This is a genomic window from Acinetobacter cumulans (assembly GCF_003024525.3).
In the GTDB taxonomy this organism is placed as follows: domain Bacteria; phylum Pseudomonadota; class Gammaproteobacteria; order Pseudomonadales; family Moraxellaceae; genus Acinetobacter; species Acinetobacter cumulans.
This window is the reverse complement of record NZ_CP035934.2, coordinates 684,923-702,711: the sequence shown is the minus strand read 5'-3', so window position 1 is coordinate 702,711 and position 17,789 is coordinate 684,923. Positions and strand designations below refer to the sequence as shown.

General features: G+C 41.3%; 16 protein-coding genes and 1 pseudogene. 5 read left to right on the top strand and 12 right to left on the bottom strand.

Going from position 1 to position 17,789, the window contains the following annotated elements; translation table 11 throughout:
- Nucleotides 1-91: 91 nt before the first annotated feature.
- The 3 genes from C9E88_RS03320 (at nucleotide 92) to C9E88_RS03310 (ending at nucleotide 2,330) form a co-directional block, all read left to right on the top strand.
- The gene (locus tag C9E88_RS03320; protein WP_106986247.1) at nucleotides 92-727 is read left to right on the top strand and encodes a peroxiredoxin; all 636 of its coding nucleotides are present in this window, start codon (nucleotides 92-94) and stop codon (nucleotides 725-727) included.
- Between the two features lie 203 nt (nucleotides 728-930).
- A complete protein-coding gene (locus C9E88_RS03315; RefSeq protein WP_106986248.1) occupies nucleotides 931-1,749 on the top strand; it encodes an MBL fold metallo-hydrolase in 819 nt (272 codons plus the stop codon).
- Nucleotides 1,746-2,330, top strand: a complete 585-nt coding sequence (locus tag C9E88_RS03310; protein WP_106986249.1) for a dual specificity protein phosphatase family protein — start codon at nucleotides 1,746-1,748, stop codon at nucleotides 2,328-2,330. Before C9E88_RS03315 ends, C9E88_RS03310 begins: the two co-directional genes overlap by 4 nt.
- Nucleotides 2,331-2,392: 62 nt before the next feature.
- Here the strand turns inward: C9E88_RS03310 and C9E88_RS03305 are convergent, their stop codons facing one another.
- Genes C9E88_RS03305 through trpA form a run of 4 tightly spaced genes read right to left on the bottom strand, consistent with a single transcriptional unit; the run spans nucleotide 2,393 to nucleotide 6,373 of the window.
- Nucleotides 2,393-3,397, bottom strand: a complete 1,005-nt coding sequence (locus tag C9E88_RS03305; RefSeq protein WP_106986250.1) for an SPOR domain-containing protein — start codon at nucleotides 3,395-3,397, stop codon at nucleotides 2,393-2,395.
- On the bottom strand, nucleotides 3,394-4,680 hold the full coding sequence (gene folC, locus C9E88_RS03300) for a bifunctional tetrahydrofolate synthase/dihydrofolate synthase (protein ID WP_106986251.1): 1,287 nt from the start codon (nucleotides 4,678-4,680) through the stop codon (nucleotides 3,394-3,396). Before folC ends, C9E88_RS03305 begins: the two co-directional genes overlap by 4 nt.
- Nucleotides 4,677-5,573 (bottom strand): acetyl-CoA carboxylase, carboxyltransferase subunit beta, encoded by an 897-nt coding sequence (accD, locus tag C9E88_RS03295; RefSeq protein WP_106986252.1) that lies wholly within the window; start codon nucleotides 5,571-5,573, stop codon nucleotides 4,677-4,679. Before accD ends, folC begins: the two co-directional genes overlap by 4 nt.
- Nucleotides 5,570-6,373 carry a tryptophan synthase subunit alpha gene (trpA, locus tag C9E88_RS03290; RefSeq protein WP_106986253.1) on the bottom strand — a complete coding sequence of 268 codons (804 nt, stop codon included), beginning with the start codon at nucleotides 6,371-6,373 and terminating at the stop codon, nucleotides 5,570-5,572. The genes accD and trpA overlap by 4 nt, the downstream gene beginning before the upstream one ends.
- Before the next feature lie 359 nt (nucleotides 6,374-6,732).
- Here trpA and C9E88_RS03285 point away from each other — a divergent pair, with 359 nt between their 5' ends.
- A complete protein-coding gene (locus C9E88_RS03285; protein WP_106986254.1) occupies nucleotides 6,733-8,079 on the top strand; it encodes a Na+/H+ antiporter NhaC family protein in 1,347 nt (448 codons plus the stop codon).
- A 42-nt stretch (nucleotides 8,080-8,121) separates the two neighbouring features.
- Here the strand turns inward: C9E88_RS03285 and C9E88_RS03280 are convergent, their stop codons facing one another.
- Nucleotides 8,122-9,162 (bottom strand): AraC family transcriptional regulator, encoded by a 1,041-nt coding sequence (locus tag C9E88_RS03280; protein WP_106986255.1) that lies wholly within the window; start codon nucleotides 9,160-9,162, stop codon nucleotides 8,122-8,124.
- 149 nt (nucleotides 9,163-9,311) lie between these two features.
- On the opposite strand from C9E88_RS03280, the gene C9E88_RS03275 reads away from it, so the two are divergent.
- The gene (locus C9E88_RS03275) at nucleotides 9,312-10,181 is read left to right on the top strand and encodes a metal-dependent hydrolase (protein WP_106986274.1); all 870 of its coding nucleotides are present in this window, start codon (nucleotides 9,312-9,314) and stop codon (nucleotides 10,179-10,181) included.
- 89 nt (nucleotides 10,182-10,270) lie between these two features.
- On the opposite strand, the gene C9E88_RS03270 is transcribed toward C9E88_RS03275, so the two are convergent.
- From C9E88_RS03270 to C9E88_RS03240, 7 genes and pseudogenes are all read right to left on the bottom strand, one after another.
- The gene (locus tag C9E88_RS03270; protein WP_106986256.1) at nucleotides 10,271-11,263 is read right to left on the bottom strand and encodes a DUF2804 domain-containing protein; all 993 of its coding nucleotides are present in this window, start codon (nucleotides 11,261-11,263) and stop codon (nucleotides 10,271-10,273) included.
- A 166-nt stretch (nucleotides 11,264-11,429) separates the two neighbouring features.
- Nucleotides 11,430-11,942, bottom strand: coding sequence for a DUF1543 domain-containing protein (locus tag C9E88_RS03265; protein WP_106986275.1), 513 nt, complete (start codon nucleotides 11,940-11,942; stop codon nucleotides 11,430-11,432).
- A 17-nt stretch (nucleotides 11,943-11,959) separates the two neighbouring features.
- Nucleotides 11,960-12,685 (bottom strand): annotated as a pseudogene (locus C9E88_RS03260) (CPBP family intramembrane glutamic endopeptidase).
- A gap of 205 nt (nucleotides 12,686-12,890) precedes the next feature.
- A complete protein-coding gene (locus C9E88_RS03255; RefSeq protein ID WP_106986257.1) occupies nucleotides 12,891-13,760 on the bottom strand; it encodes an FRG domain-containing protein in 870 nt (289 codons plus the stop codon).
- A gap of 73 nt (nucleotides 13,761-13,833) precedes the next feature.
- On the bottom strand, nucleotides 13,834-15,060 hold the full coding sequence (trpB, locus tag C9E88_RS03250) for a tryptophan synthase subunit beta (RefSeq protein WP_106986258.1): 1,227 nt from the start codon (nucleotides 15,058-15,060) through the stop codon (nucleotides 13,834-13,836).
- A complete protein-coding gene (locus C9E88_RS03245; RefSeq protein WP_106986259.1) occupies nucleotides 15,044-15,685 on the bottom strand; it encodes a phosphoribosylanthranilate isomerase in 642 nt (213 codons plus the stop codon). The genes trpB and C9E88_RS03245 overlap by 17 nt, the downstream gene beginning before the upstream one ends.
- Nucleotides 15,686-15,844: 159 nt before the next feature.
- On the bottom strand, nucleotides 15,845-17,665 hold the full coding sequence (locus C9E88_RS03240; protein ID WP_106986260.1) for a TonB-dependent receptor domain-containing protein: 1,821 nt from the start codon (nucleotides 17,663-17,665) through the stop codon (nucleotides 15,845-15,847).
- Nucleotides 17,666-17,789: the final 124 nt, after the last annotated feature.

Sequence of the window (17,789 nt, the reverse complement as noted above, 5' to 3'; positions counted from 1 at the left end):
AAGAAATAAAAAAACACTATTTTTCATTATAAAAAAAATCGCTCATAGTCGTTCCCAGACACCAATATAAATAATCATTCGAGGCACGACCATGAGTTTACGTTTAGGCGATATCGCTCCTGACTTCACACAAGATTCAAGCGAAGGTCAGATTAATTTTTATAATTTTCTTGGGTATAGCTGGGGGATTCTTTTTTCACACCCAGCAGATTACACACCCGTATGTACAACTGAGTTAGGTTTTACGGCAAAGTTAAAAGATGAATTTAGCAAACGTGGTGTAAAAGCTATTGCCTTATCGGTGGATGATGTTGAATCACACAAAGGCTGGATTAATGATATTAATGAAACTCAAAATACCTCGGTGAATTTTCCGATTATTGCCGATCAAGACCGCAAGGTCTCAACGCTATATGATTTCATTCATCCAAATGCCAGCGAAACCTTAACGGTACGCTCATTGGTGATTATCGATCCAAATAAAAAAGTCCGCTTAATTATTACTTATCCTGCATCTACAGGCCGTAATTTCCATGAGATTTTACGTGTTGTCGACTCATTACAATTGACTGACAATCATAAAGTAGCAACACCTGCAAACTGGCAACATGGTGAAGATGTGGTGATTGTACCGTCATTAAAAGATGAAGCAGAAATCAAGCAACGTTTCCCTAAAGGCTATAAAGCAGTAACACCTTATTTACGTTTAACTCCACAACCAGAGTAAATGTACCCCCCCACAATTTATATTCCCAACTATAGCTTTACATTTTTACGAGCCATGTAGCGCTAGAATCAACAGCCTATCTTCGGATGGGCTTTTTTTATATTTAGAGATTGATTAAGTTTGCACAACAACTACGCCCAAGTGGCAAGCTTATGTGTAAAATCAGCATCAATAAATCAGCATAATCTAAATATAAAATCGCCATGATCCATAATATTCATCATTTACACTGTGGCACAATGTGCCCAGTCTGCGGCCCACTTTTTGGCCAGTCCAGCCTATTAGCGCATGTGGTCTGCCATTGCCTATTACTGGAAACAGACCAAGGCCTTGTTTTGGTCGATACAGGCTTAGGTATTCAAGATTATTTACATCCAAAGCAACGACTCGGTCGTATAACCACACACATTGGGCGTATTGAAACAAATTTAGAACTCTCTGCCATCGCACAAGTGCAAAAGTTGGGCTTTAAACCCAGCGATGTAAAACATATCTTGGTATCTCATTTAGATTTTGACCATGCTGGTGGTATTTCAGACTTCCCTGCTGCAACCGTTCATGTGCTTTCGAGTGAATACAATGCCACGCAAAATTTAAAAGACTTTAAAAATCGCGCACGCTATAAACCACAGCAATTTAAGCAACATCGCTATTGGAATTTTATTGAGCCATTAAATGGTGAAGCTTGGTTTAATTTAAATCGCGTACAGGGTTTCAACTTATTTCAAGATGAAATTTTACTCATTCCACTGCCAGGGCATAGTGCCGGACATTGTGGAATTGCTATTCGCCATAAGGATGGCTGGTTATTCTTCTGTGGTGATGCTTACTACTCACACCTTGAACTCGATGGCCAGCACAAGCTCCACACCCTGAATCAATTAGAACGTGTATTTGCGTATGACAACGTACAACGCATACATAACCTCAAAAACATCCAACACCTTGCGCAACATGAAAACAGTATTGAGCTCATTTGTGCACATGACCCAATTGAGTTAGCAAGGTATATCGCTGTATGAAAAAATACAGCCGTACAATCCTTATGCTCACACTGTCAATAAGCTTTACAGGATGCATGAGTTCCCCTAGCTGGACTGAACAACAGCGCCCAAAACAATGGGCAACTGTCATTGATCGGAAGATAAATTTATATCAAGTCAGCCCTTGGCTGTATCGTAGTGAACAACCGTCTAGTGCTCTCCTTACTGCACTTCAACGCAATCAAATTCACACCATTATTAATTTAAGAGCGCGCGATGCAGATACGCAGCCGTTTGCACAGCAAAATCTGGCATTGGTGCACATCCCTATTCATACATGGTCAATTTCTAGAAATGACTTACTTCAAGTGATGAAACAACTACAAGCTGCTCAAGCACGGCATCAAAATGTACTGATTCATTGCTATCACGGTTCAGACCGCACAGGTGCGAGCATTGCAATGTATCGGATTATTTTTGAAGGATGGTCTGAAGCAGATGCCTTAGCAGAAATGAAACATGGCGGTTTTGGCTTCCATCCTATTTGGATCAATATCGAGGCTTTATTTAGACCTGAAAATATAAAATGGATTCGTGAGCAACTCGCGAATCCATCTTAAATTTGTGGGTCATTTCCTGTGATTTGGCCGATTCAATGGGCCGAAGACAGTCAATGCAAAGCTTAACGTTTGTCGAGTGGCACCCACTCAATCACCCAAGCAGACTTCATGCCCAAGCTGGCATCAGAAGTAATTTTTTTACGTGCAGCATCAGCTGAATCACGGTCTTTGGCTGGGCCAACCATAATCCGCACACCCTTAGAGGTTGGACTTTTAGTCACTCTAAAACCTTTAGCTTTCAGTTTTGCCGCAAGAGCATCTGCATTGGCTTCATTGGCAGCCAAAGCCACTTGTACCATCCATTGCTTATCGCCATTTTCCAGCAAATCACGGGCTTTTTCAGCTTCAGCCTTTTTCTTTGCCTCTGCTTCTTTACGCTTGGCTTCAGCTTCTTTTTTCTCAGCATCAGCCTTACGCTTTGCATCAGCCTCTTTCTTTTCTGCATCAGCTTTATGCTTAGCTTCGGCTTCTTTCTTCTCTGCTTCGGCTTTACGTTTAGCTTCAGCTTCTTTTTTCGCAGTTTCTGCTTTGTGCTTTTCAGCAGCTTGGCGCTTTTCTTCAGCAGCTTTTTGGGTCGCAGTTGCTTTGGCTTGATCAGCCTGCTGTTGTGACTTCTGCTGATCTAGCTTTTTTTGCGCTGCCAACTTTTCCTCAGCTAAACGCTTTTGTTTAGCTTGATCATCTTCAACCAACTCAGGTGGAATATTATCTGAGCTTTGTTGTGCTGTGCGACGTGCATTTAAAGCTGCATATTCTTCTGCAGCTTTACGCGCCGCATCAGCTTCGGCCTGTTGTTGCATTGCTAAAAATTCAGCCGCGCGTGCTTCTTGCTCTGCAACTGATTTTTCACGTGCTCGTTTTTGCTCTTCTAGCAGACGCTTTTCTGTCGCAACATCGACGGTTAAGCCCGCATCATTGCTGGTTTTATTTTGTTCAGCGCTAGCAGTTTCAGGTGCAACGTTACGATTTTGATGTATTTCGTCCTGCCCTTTTAGCAGTAGAGCAGCCAGCAATACGCCGCCCCCTAATAAAACAGCGCCACCCATCCAGCGTTGTTTGTTATTCATTGACATTCTTCCAAATACTCCCAGACCGCTTCCAAGGTATGAAAAGAACCACATACCATAATCAGCTGATTATTTTTTGTTTCATCCAGCGCTGATTGAAAAGCTGTTTTTATGCTGTCGAAATGCTGTACATCTAATCCCTGCAACGCATCGTCTAGCTGTTCGATGTCTGCTGCACGAGCTACAGTTAATGGTGCAATCTTCCACATTAAAACAGAGTTTTTCAATAGGTTAGCGACAGATTTTATATCTTTATCCGCTAACATTGAAAAAACACTGATGACTTCAGTGTACTGTTTATTGTATTGCATGAATTTTCGCAATTGATTTAACAAAAATTCAACGCCGTGTGGATTATGTCCCGCATCAAAAATGACAGTTTTACCTGCAATTTCACGAACTTCAAATCGTCCCTGTAATTGCGCATTTTGTATGCCCGTGGCCAAAGCTTCTTGAGTGACATTTAAACCACTTAACAAAACTGCAGCCACCGCAGTTGAAATATTTTCTAAGGCCAAACGACCTACAGGTAAATTTAAAGTGGTACCTGCGGAAGCAAAAGACCACGTTTGACCATCTAAATTATCTTGATAGAAATAATCACGATTCACTGCATATAGCGACGCTTGACAGTGCTCGGCTTTATCTTGAATGGCTTGTGGGAGTTGTTGTTGGCCACCAAAAATTACTGGAATATTTGGACGAATAATGCCTGCTTTTTCAAATGCAATTTTTTCAATCGTATCGCCTAGCCAATCAGTATGATCTAGGCCAATGTTGGTAATAACAGCAACATCAGGTTCAATGACATTAACGACATCAAGACGACCACCTAAGCCGACCTCAAGTACCCATACATCACAACTTTGAGCTTTAAAAATAACAAAAGCGGCCAGTGTCGTCGCTTCAAAAAAAGATAAAGTTAAATCACATGCACGACGTGCTTGATCGACGGCAACAAAAGCATCAATCAGGGACTGATCATCAACCTCTTTGCCTTGAAGCTTAATGCGTTCATTAAAACGGTAAATATGAGGTGATTGGTAAAGACCAACTTTATACCCTTGCGCATTTAAAATGGCCGCTAGAGTTGTCGTGGTTGAGCCTTTACCGTTGGTTCCTGCAACGGTTAATACTTTTGCATTGGGGCGGGTAACACCCAAATACTCAGCTACAGGAATGACCCGCTCTAGGCCTAAATCAATCCCTGTAACATGAACATGGCCCCAATAATCGAGCCATGTGTTTAAAGAATCTGTTGCAAGAGGTGCTGGTGTGTTCAAGGCAAATTCATCAGTTTCGCGACAATACGGTAAACTGTATCACGTAATGCGTGACGGTGAACAATTTGATCGATTACACCATGATCAAGCAAGTATTCTGCACGTTGGAACGGTTCTTCCAATTTTTCACGGACTGTTTGCTCAATCACGCGCTTACCAGCAAAGCCAATCATGGCTTTTGGTTCAGCCAAGTGAACATCGCCGAGCATCGCTAAAGATGCAGTTACACCACCGTAAACTGGATGTGTTAATACCACTAAGTATGGCAAACCAGCATCTTTCATTTTTTGGATGGCTGCAGAGGTACGCGCCATTTGCATAAGCGACAACATGCCTTCTTGCATACGCGCACCGCCAGAAGCCGCGAAGCAGACTAAGGGTTGATTCAACTCAATAGCACGTTCTGCCGCTTGCACAAAACGATCACCAACCACTGTACCCATTGAACCGCCCATAAAGTCGAATTCAAAAGCACATGCCAACAATGGAATACCTTTAAGTAAACCTTGCATGACAACCAACGCTTCTGTTTCGCCAGTTTTTTTCTGAGCTTCTGCCATACGCTCTGGATATGGCTTACTGTCTACAAAACCAAGTGGGTCTTTTGCCGCAAATTCTTGGCCTAATTCTGCTTGTACTTGATCAAAAAACCAGTTCAAACGATCACGTGCTTTCATGCGCAAATGTTCATCACATTGCGGACAAACATAAGCATTAAATGACATTGCAGTACGTGTTACTAAGGCATGACACTCAGGACATTCGATCGTTGGCTCAGTAAAAGTCGCTTTTAATGTCTGTTGCTCATCTGGCACATGAATGCCAGGTACACCACGATCTGTCCACGGCGTAGCCGGGCTTAACGTTTTCCCTGTTTTGAGGTCTTGACTCATACTAACTCATCGAGCGCTGCTCGAAGCTCCTTCACTTTATTCACCGTTGCAATTACGGCTTGTTCTGGCGCTAAGCTGGCAAATTGCTTTACAAAAGCACTACCGACAATCACAGCATCAGCTACTGCACCCATGGCTTTCGCAGAGGTCGCATCACTAATACCGAAACCAACACCCACTGGTACATCAGTGGCAGCTTTGATTTTCTGAATACGGTTTGCAGCTTCAGACACATCTAAAGTTGCAGCACCTGTTACCCCTTTCAACGATACATAGTAAACAAAGCCACTGGCTTGTTTTACCACGTGCTGAATACGCTCATCAGTTGAAGTTGGTGCAAGCAAGAAAATTTGATCCATATCGTATTTTTTCAATACTTCGTCCAAATCTTTTGCTTCTTCTGGCGGCAAATCGACCAAAAGAATACCGTCCACACCACAGTCATGTGCATAAGCCACAAATTTTTCATAGCCAATCACTTCAACTGGATTTAAGTAGCCCATCAAAACTACAGGTGTTTCTGTATCATTTTGACGGAATTCTTTGACCATGTTGAGTGCATCAAGCGTATTTGTGCCACCTGCTAAAGCGCGCTCTGCAGCTAAAGCGATAACAGGGCCATCTGCCATAGGGTCAGAAAAAGGAAGTCCCAATTCAATCACATCTACGCCGGCATCGACCATTTGATGAAGCAACGGTACAGTTACATGCGGATGAGGATCACCTGCCATAACATAAGAAACCAAAGCTTTGCGCTGTTGAGATTTAAGCGCTCCGAATCGTGCAGCTAGACGTGACATAGAGATATACTTTCCTTGAATGGTTCAAAACTGTTTTGGCTTTGCAGAAATACAAGACTCCGCATTGTAACGCTATTTTTCACCCCTTGAATAGGGTGGCAAACGTTATGCTTGCATTTCTAACTTTCGCGCAAATATCCAGAAAAGCCTGAAAGCATCATTTACGGTTATTTCGTTTTTTTTCACAATGATCAAAGATGCCTAATTTTAGGAAATTAAAAAATCTTATGATTTTAGATAAACTTAATTTTATTGCTAAAAAAACGATATAAATAACAGGCTTAGCATTTACATTTAAATTTTCTGAAATTGCAAAACCTGCTCTATACTAGTTGCATTGTTTATTTTTTTTATCTCCTATGACCACCCTCTCCTCAGGAAAAGTGCAGGCCCGTGCCATTGCACTGCTTCCTCTTATTGTTTTTTTGACCGTATTTTTAGGAAGTGGTATTTACCACACACTCATTGGTACTGAGTTTGCTTTTTATCAAATCAAAGCGCCAGTTGCTGCATTTCCAGCAATTTTGGTGGCCATTTTACTCTACCGAGGCAAACTCAATGCCAGTATTGATGAATTTTTAAAAGGTGCCAGCCACCCCAACTTAATTTTGATGTTTATGGTGTTTATGTTGGCAGGGGCTTTTGCAAGCGTCAGCAGTAGCATTGGCAGTGTAGAAGCCTCAGTACAATTTGGTTTATCTATTATTCCACCAAGCTTCATCTTACCTATGCTGTTTGTGATTTCAGCATTTATTGCTACAGCGATGGGCACATCTATGGGCACGATTGCTGCCTGTGCACCAATTGCATTTGGTTTTACCCATGCAACTGACATTCCTATCGTTTACGCAATTGGTGCCGTGGTTGGTGGCGCCATGTTTGGTGACAATTTATCGATGATTTCGGACACAACGATTGCAGCAACCAGTAGCCAAAATGTACAGTTGCGTGACAAATTCCGTGTCAATGTTTGGATTGCTGTTCCTGCATCTATTGTCAGCCTAATCATTTATATGCTCTTAAGTGGTGGCGTTCAAACCATTAGCGTGAAAGCCTATAATCCTTGGTTAATGCTTCCGTATGTCGCCGTATTTATTTTGGCTTTTAGTCGTTTGCATGTATTGGCTGTATTAAGTATTGGCGTGATTTTATCGGGCGTGATGGGGCTGTTATTAAAATCAGATTTTAACTTTTTGGCTTTCAATAATGCCATTTATGATGGTTTTATTGGCATGTTTGAAGTGGCTTTGCTTTCTATGTTCTTGGGTGGTTTATCTGCCATTATGCAACGCGAAGGTGGTCTGGAGTGGCTCATTCAGCGCATTTACAGTATGACCCGTTTACTCAAAGTCGGACGACAACGCGCGGGCGAAATTGGGATTAGCTTCTTGGTGGTTTTTTCTAACTTCTTTGTGGCTAATAATACTGTTGCCATTATTCTTTCGGGAGATATGGCGCGTGAAGTTGCCAAAGAGTACGGCGTAGACCCCAAACGCGCTGCTGCCTTAATGGATATTTTCTCTTGTGTTGTACAAGGTCTTATTCCATACGGCGCTCAATTACTCCTTGCCTGCTCTATTGTAAAAATTTCACCGATTGAGTTAATCAGCTCAATTTACTACTGCTGGATATTGGCTATATTTGCCATTGTGGCAATCATCTGTCGTTATCCTCGACTTAAAGATGCCAAAACCCAAACATCATAAAACTTTAAAAAATATTTTCAGCGGTCTCTTAAAGGCCGCTTTTTATTGCTCATCAGCCTCTAACTTTAATGCTTTACGGCGTTGTAACAAGGTTTGGCCTGTATAACTTTTATAAGCACGTGCCAATGCAGACTGGTCTGAATAACCCAACTGTAAAGCAATATCCAATAAGCTTAAGGGCTGTAACAGCAGTTGTTCAATACGCTTCAAACGCTCTATTTCCAACACTTTTTTAAATGAACTCTCTTCCTCAGCAAGATGGCGTTGCAAGGTCCGTACTGAGGTATATAGCTCATCGGCCATCTGTTCTATTTTGGGTGCTTGTGCATATTGTTTTAAATGCTGCGCAATATGTTGATGTAACTGTTGCACAATATTTTCTAGCTTGGGTTTAGAGGCTATTGCTTCTTCAGCCTGCTTCAGCAGTAATTGCATCAGTGACGGGTCTGCAAGCTCTGACTTTAGATCCAAACTGGCCGTGTTTAATACAAAGGCATACTTAGGGTGTTCAAATTCAATTTTACAGGCAAAGAATTTTTCATAATGAAAACGAGCCATTTGCTGTGCATGCGCAAATTTCATACATTTTAGCACCAAAGAACTTGGAAATATTTGCTTGGCCAAATGTGCCATACAGGCCGTGGTCAGCTCGTTGACCAAAGCGTATTTAGCGTCATGCAGAGGCCAAGTTAAATAAAATTCATCTCCTATCGAAGACAATTGCATGGGTGTCACTTCTGCACCGTCAATCACCAAGCGACTAAATTTCATAATGTATTGCAAGGCTTCTGCCACGCTATTAGAACGGGTTGCCATATAGCCCAACACCCCAAAATGCTCAGGCCGTATGAGCTCCGCCATTTCAAAAACTAAATTTGGGCAGTTTAGTTCCTGCTGTGTTGCCTGCATGACCAAATTAAAAAAAGTGTATGGTGACTGAGAATCAATCGGCAGGCTTAATAAATGATCTAGCTGTGATACATACGGCATGATGCTTTGTAAGCAATGATAATCTAGCCCGCGTTTGAGCAAATACATATTCCATAACTGATAATAACCATTTGGTATGTGTAATTCATTCATGACATCACGCTCTATTTTTATTCTGTCTTTTTGACATTCTAAATTTTCACTTTGGCGTTAAATGTATAAAAATTGGCAAGTACTGTCAAAACTTTGTGCTTTTTATTCGACATACTGCAATCATCAAAGGCTATAACAGTAAAAAAAATATGAATGCGATAGTCCAAGTGCATCCAGTAGTACGCACAAAATTAAATTTTAAACTCGAGGAAATTCCACGCTTTTGGTTTGGTGGCGACCCCTTCCTCACCCGAATGTTTGATGCGCTTAGCCTAACCTTTCCAGATGGTGAGCGTTATTTTATTGAATCTGTGCGTTTGTTTCGCGATCAAATTCAAGACGAAGACTTAAAACTCCGTGTGGCTGATTTTATCCGTCAAGAAGCACAGCATGGCATGGCACATGACAAAATGAACCAGCTGATGAAACAGCAAGGCATGCCTGTTGATGCTTTCATTAAACGCTTAAATAAAATTTTTAAGTTTGAATTGAGCCAGCGCTCTGCCGAATACAATATTGCAATGACTGCTTCTGCGGAGCATTTGACAGCGCTCATGGCAGAAACTTTTTGTAGCCGAAAGGAAGTCCTACAAGAAGCACATCCTTATGTTCGAGCCTTGTTTATTTGGCATGCGATTGAAGAAATGGAACACCGTGATGTCGCATTTGATGTGATGAAAGATGTGGCAAATGTCGATGAAGGCTTGCGTAAGTTTACCTTAGTCTGGACCAGTGCCTTAATGACAGGTTTTACACTTTACCGTGCCAATGTGATGTTAAAACATGACGGCTTCAGCTTCACTGAGCGTCTGAAATTAAATGCCAAAGGTTTACCTTGGTTCTTTGGCAAAAAAGGCACATTAACGCGAATGAGCAAGCCTTATCGTGATTGGTTTAAGAAAGATTTTCACCCAAGCCAACATCCCATCGTCGATAACTACAATTTATGGCTTAAGACCTTTGAAGAAACTCAAGATCCTATTCAAGCTGCTGAAGTTTTTTGGCAAGCTGCTAAATAGCAATCACACGATCTAGGATCAAAAGTTAAAGCCGTATCATGCTCGCGATACGGCTTTTTTGTGCAGGCTTAAATATTTAATACAGCCTATTACCATTTGGCATAATGGCGCTCTAACAAGCCATATTCATTGAGCAAAATCACCTCTTGATCTTTATGCCGAATTGATCCGCTGATTTTGGCCTGCCACTGACTAAACTGGCTCCCCACCAAACGTAGATTGAGGTTTTCATAACGTCGCCAACTGGTATGTACCGTTAAATCTAAAGCACCATCTAAAGAGCGGATATGCCATAGGTCATCTGACTGTTGCTCAAATAAAATATCGCTGAGTTCGTACAGTACTCCATTGACCCACAAACAGTTTTCATTGCCAAAGCTTTCATTGACACCTGAAGCTAAATTCAGACCAATACGATTTTTCTCAGTATCCCAAAAATTACATGACAACCAAAACCATGCTGTTTCTGGTCTTAAAAATCCGCACGTATCGTCTAATGAGGCAAAGGTACGATCATTAAACTGTACCATTTGCCCACGCTTATTTTTAAAAAAACCTTCACAGCCTAAAGTGGTGAGTTTTTGTGTATAAGTCCAGCCATTAATACCTGTAGGCGTACATAAGCTAAGTGGATCTGTCCCTGCACAAAAAATACGTGCGCTTAATTGCAATTCACCATATTTACTTACACGGATGTAGCGCACACCATTGGCATGTTCAATATCCACTTGCATTTCAGATTTTATAAAATGACTTTGATTAAATAGCGGTTGCTCATCAACTTTGGTTTGCATTGACAAGATATTGATCGCATTCCAATCCATCACTTCATTATGGATATGATCATATACATACACAAAAGCATGCCCCGCCCAACCAATATCGGCGATAGTCAGACCAATCGTATAGTGCTGATGTTGAATGCTACAAAATTTAAATTTCTTATATTTAAGTTGCTTACGCCACCCGTTTAATACTTTTCCATACGGGGTTCGATATTCATAACGCTGAATATCAATTTGATTTGGCAAAGAACTAAAGCGCCCATAATGGGGCTGTCCATTGGCTTGTATTAAATCCATTTATGCCTATCCTTTGCATAATTGATTTGAAAAATCCTGTCCCTATTATGCGGATTAATCAGTCGCTGAACAGTCTATTCAGCAAAATACTGCATATCTTCACAAAAATAAATACCTGATGTGACAAGCCTATTCAGCACGCTATATTACAGGTCTAAGCTTAGACTCAATTTAGCTGGATATAGCAATTCTCCCACTCTTGCGAGGCAAAATCAGCTTTCATTAACTCGATATAACGCCCGTGTATGCAGTCCACCTTAATACAATCGTCTACCTCTAACACACGGTCCGTATGCTGTTTTTGCCAATGCGCTGCAAAATACTGTTTACCCTGTTGCTTCGCTTCGGTCTCAGTGATCGCTGGCACCAATACATAGCGGTGTAGCTCACCAAATTCTGCTGCATCATAACCACCCAAGTTAATCAACCAAAGCTTAAGTGAAGTCGCATGTGGCGCAGCATTAGTCAATTGAAGTTGATACGGTATGCCTTCTGACATCACACCACTGACTTTCATCCAAGCATCAATATGTAGACCCTTTTGTTCGCCAAACCATGCTTCGCGTAGCTGTGGATAGCAGTCTTCAAATTGATTGCCGATAGCAAAAACCACATCATGTACTTCTGTATTTGCACGTGCATGACGGCCACCCAACATCACCATAAATAAGCTCAACACAGCTTTCTCCATAAATTTTAAATAGAACCAAAAGCTTGTAGCATTTTAAATACAATCACCCCGCCCAAGGATAATACTGCATTATTCATAAAATGGATCAGTAATACATGCCAAATATTACGCGTCCAAAGATAGATTAAGTTTAGAAACAAGCCTGCCATCATAAAGCTTATTGTCGCAATCAGATTGCCATCAAAATTATGATAATGAATTAACCCGACCACAATTGAGTTAAACAAGACTAAAACCACACGCCACAGCCACGGCTGTACAAACAGCTTTTGCAGCAAGGTATAGCGGAAAATAATATCTTCCAGCAATGCAGTAAATAACGGCCCAAGGCTGATGATCAGCAAGCTGAAAAAGGCAATCGTATTGGGATCAATGGTCGATTCTTTTTCAATGCTCTCACCGACGGGCAACAGACTGCGTGTAAAAGAAATCACCACTTGTAAAGCGACTGCACCAACAACCACCAACAGGCTTGAACGCCAAAAAGCCTGTTTATACTTTTGCCAGTGCTCGAACAGCATGGTTTTATAGAGCCAACATACGGCAATAAATAAAATGCCTCGAAAGATCGAATCCCCTAAGGCAACTTGAACCGACGCACCAAACAATTGATCCAAGACAAAACTATTCAGCAAAATCAAAGGAATGATGAGTACCGCAAAAGTATCCCGTCATTGCCAAGAAATATGGGTTGGAAAGGATTCAGCACGAACCAATGGGGTAAACGTCATTGTTATAAAGTCTTTCTAAAGCAATAAAATTTCCATAGTATTGTGATTTATTTCACACTTTTATTCTGCATCTGTTTTGTAGAACTTTGCTTAAATAAAACATTCATCCATAAAAAATCGCGCGGAATAGTTTCAGCGCGATTTTGTTATTAAAGTACTCTATTCATAGCAATTCTGTATATGACTGAATTCTATCCACTTCTTGTTAATAAATAGCTGCCCCTTCAACTCCTCTAAATATAGTTGCAGCATTAATTGAATAGGCGAAACAGAAATTTAGAATTTCAGGTGCAACAATCTGAGGTACAGAAATTTTTAGTAAAGCATTAATACCCTTTTCACCTAAAAGTTCATTTAACAATTTTAATTCTCTAATTCTTTTAGGGGTTTCTTCATATGTTAAAGTTGTTCCGCGAACTAAGTTTTGCCGAAGCAATGTAAAGCAACCTTGTTGAGAAGAAATATTTTGATTAAACCCTTTAGGTACTTCAATAATCTCAAAGTTTTTCTGATTAAATTTATTTAATAAATTTTGCTTTTCCGTATCAAATACCCATATCGACATATTTCCATTCAAAAATTTATTAGCAACAACTTGAGATGCTGCAAAGTAGCTCGCGACTAAAGGGTTCCAACTCCAATCCAAAAACTCTGTTGGTAACCCATAATGTTGAGCAAAAGCTATTAATTCATATAACTTAGGATCAGGCCAACATTTTGAGTCAAAAGCGACATCACCTTTAAAGTCTTTCATAAATTCATTTCTAAATTGATAAGAATCAAATGGAATTATTGCAGCATTTAAATCGCAACCCTTTACGAAATCCTTTAACTGTAGCCAATTCTTAAAACAAAGCCCTTCATAAGAGGTTGTTAAAATATTTTTAGATATATTTCTAAATAAACTAGGTATCAATGCCCAGTTGCTTTCAGCCTGCCCTCTGAATATCAATTTGTAATTTGGACAATCTAAATATTGTTTTAAATTTTGTGCTTCAGGTCGAATCAAATCAATAAACTCGATCGCAGTATCTACCAATATTTCCGTAAACCCCAATTCTTCTCTAATTTTCATGTATATTCTCTTTATATTTAATTTTATAAAAATAAAGCCCCTTAAGGGGCTTCATTTAATATTGGATCTAAAATTACATCTCAACCATTTCCACACCATCAATACGGGCAACGGTCATTAAGTCTTTATCGCCACGGCCTGATACAGTCGCAATGATGATTTGGTCTTTATCCATCGTCGGTGCAAGTTTCGTGACATAAGCCATCGCATGTGAACTTTCTAACGCAGGGATAATACCTTCAATATGTGTTAAGTCGCGGAAGCCTTGTAGCGCTTCAGTGTCATTGATTGGCACATAGTTCACACGGTGCATATCTTTCAAGAAACTGTGTTCTGGGCCTACACCTGGGTAGTCCAAACCGGCAGAAATTGAATGTGTTTCAATGATCTGACCTTGATCATCCGACATCAAGTAAGTACGGTTGCCGTGAAGTACACCGACATGACCTGCGTTGAGTGGTGCAGAGTGCTTGCCTGTTTCAATGCCATAGCCTGCAGCTTCGACACCGTACATTTTCACGTCTTCATCATTTAAGAATGGATAGAACAAGCCCATCGCATTTGAGCCGCCGCCCACACATGCAACTAAAGCATCTGGTAAACGGCCTGCTTGTTCCTGAATTTGTTTACGCGCTTCACGACCAATGATTGATTGGAAATCACGAACCAATTGTGGATATGGGTGTGGACCTGCAACTGTACCAATCACGTAATAAGTTGAATCAACATTGGTGACCCAATCACGCATCGCTTCGTTCATGGCATCTTTCAATGTTTTTGAACCGCTTTCCACAGGTACAACCGTTGCGCCAAGTAAACGCATACGGTATACGTTCATGGCTTGACGTTTAACATCTTCTGCGCCCATGAACACCACGCATTCAAGGCCTAAACGCGCTGCAATCGTTGCAGTTGCTACACCGTGCTGACCTGCGCCTGTTTCGGCAATAATACGTTTTTTACCTGAAAGCTTAGCCAGCAAAGCCTGACCAATCGTGTTATTCACTTTATGTGAACCTGTATGGTTCAGGTCTTCACGTTTTAAGTAAATTTGCGCACCACCCAACTCTTTCGACCATCGCTCAGCATAATACAAAGGACTTGGACGACCGACGTAATACGCCAAGTCACGGTCGAATTCTGCCAAAAACTGTGCATCATCTTTCATGCGGAAATAGAGTTTTTCTAAGTCCTCAAGTGCTGCCATAAGAGTTTCTGACACAAAACGCCCGCCATGAATACCGAAATGCCCTAGTGCGTCAGGGAATTGGGTATAGTCAATCTTATTTTGCTGATCCACGATGGACTCCTTGCATAAAGCGTTCTATGAGTTGTTGGTCTTTAATACCTTTTGCCGATTCTACACCACCACTCACATCTACGGCGTAAGCACCAGTGATTTGAATCGCTTCTTCAATATTGTCAGGCTTTAAACCGCCCGCCAAAATTAAAGGAATATCGAGATTTGGGAACTGTGCCCAGTCAAAGCTATGCCCTGTACCGCCTTTCAGCTCAGGATGCCATGCATCTAACAGTACGGCACTTGCCCCTGCTTCTTGAAAGGCTTGAATCTTGCTAATCACATCTAAATCAGGCTTGACCTGAATGGCTTTGTACCAGCGGCGTCCAACGGTCTGCGCAATTATTTGGCACTGTTCAGGGCTTTCATCACCATGAAATTGCAGGATGTCTACAGGTGAAATTTTTAAAATATTCTGTATGTCTGCAGCCGATGCATTCACGAATAAACCCACTGTCTGCACATACGGCGGCACATGCTGAATCAGCTCAGCAGCTTGCGCTGCCGTTACACTGCGCGGGCTTGGCGCAAAGAATACAAATCCGATCGCATCTGCGCCAGCTTGGACGACAGATTGAATATCTTGAATACGTGTAATTCCGCAGATTTTGGCACGGGTTCGCATGTTGTTTTGGCTCTGACTCCGCCCTATTCATAGCCTATCTATGAATATGAAGGCGAATCATTGTAATGCAATTTTCATGCATTGCGTGGATTTTCAGCATGATTCCACTGCAAAAATAAAAAGCCCTGAATGATCAGGGCCTTTTGACATTTTAATGAATTATTTCATTGCATAACGTAATGTTAGCCAAGCAGTACGGCCTTCTTGACGGTAGTAATAATCACTCCAAGAGTCATACACCGTGTAATATTCTTTATCAAACATATTAGCAAGCTTCGCTTGTACAGAAAATTCAGGAGTCGCTTGATAGGTTAAACGTACATCTGCTGTCGCAAAACTGCCAAAGCTTGTTGTATTAGCGGCATCCTTATAACGCTGGTCTTCTGCGTGTACAGAGCCACCTAGCGTCCATTTATCCATCGTATAATCTGCAGATACATTCAATAATTGGCCTGCACGACCCGCGATTTGATTGCCTTTTGTCGCCCCCGAATTATATTCAGGCTCTTGATACGTATAGTTTAAGTTCCACGTGAAGTTATCCAGTGACTGTCCGAACTCAGCCTCCACACCCTTAATTTTTGCTTTTGCAATATTGGTTCCGCCTGAAATCATATTATCAATTTCATTATGGAAGGCAGAAACAGACCAATTGAGCCATTGCGATCCTTTGAGTCCAATTTCAATATTTTCAGACTCTTCAGGGACTAAGTTTGGATTTGACCAACCCGGATAATACAAGTCATTAAATGTCGGTGAGCGGAAAGCAGTGCCGTATGAAACATAAGTGCTGTAGTTGTCATTAAATGAATAACCAACAGCAGCATTGCCTGTAGTGTGATCACCAAACTGTTCATTATCATCTAAACGAATGGCAGCTTGCAGGTTCACTCGACCAAAATCGCCAAGATACTGCGCATAGTAACCGACATTATCACGCTCTTTTTCATCGTAATTGGTGGTGCTGTCGACTTGATCATTTAAGTAATCCACACCCACCAATAGTGTGTTGTTTGCATTGAAAGATAGTGTGTTTAACCAGCTGATGCTGTCTTTTGTAGTATCAAATACACCTGTCGATTTATCTGCACTGAAGGTTTCATATTTATCTTCTGAACGACCAAATTTCAGCTGCGTTTTCCAAAGATCTATAGGCGAATAGCTAAAACCTACGCCATATACATTTTGCTCAATCTTATTATAAGGATTTACATTGGATGCATTATCGTAGTGAGTTTCGCCGTTAACATACAATACGTTCAGGTCTGCTGAAAATTGATCATTAAACTGATGACCCGCTTTAATTGAAGCAGAATAGTTTTCATAACCATCTTTATCTGTTTCAGTCGGCAAAGTTGTTACATCCATGCCTTGTGTTTTTAAGCCAGCCAAACTCAGCGTCGCCCAAGAATTATCTTGACGAATATTCACACCGACATTGGCATCATAGGTTTCATGTGAACCATACTTAAGCGAAGCAAATGGTTTTACGCCATTTTGCGTACCTTTACGGGTAAAGATTTGAATCACACCGCCCACTGCTTCTGAACCATATAAACTTGAACGTGGGCCTTTCACTACTTCGACACGTTCAATTTGGTCAATCGGCAAATGCTCAAATGAAGTTTGACCTGATGTTGCCGAGCCAAGCTTTTGACCATCCACCAACACCAATACCGCCGTAGAGCCAGCACCACGAATGGAAATACTGGTTGGCTGGCCTAGGCCGCCAGAGTTGGTATAGGTCACACCTGGTACGGTACGTAGCAATTCTTGCAAAGACGAAAATTGCTTACGTTCAATTTCTTCACGGTTAATGACGGTGACTGCCGCCAAAGTTTTTTGTGAGTCTTGCTCTACAATATTGGCAACCGTGTTGGTAATGACTGGAAGCTGATGAACTTGGTCTGCTGCCATCGCAGCAGAAAGTGGAGATAAAACAAAAAGCGACCCGATAAGAGTCTTAGAGAAAGAATGCATGCTGTATTCCCCGATCGCACCGCCCGTGCGAAATAAAAGTGGTTAACGCGTGGCGGTTTTTGGGTAAGCGATGGCTTGCCATTTTCAGACAAAAGCATGCAATCCCGCTATAACGCCCGCCGCA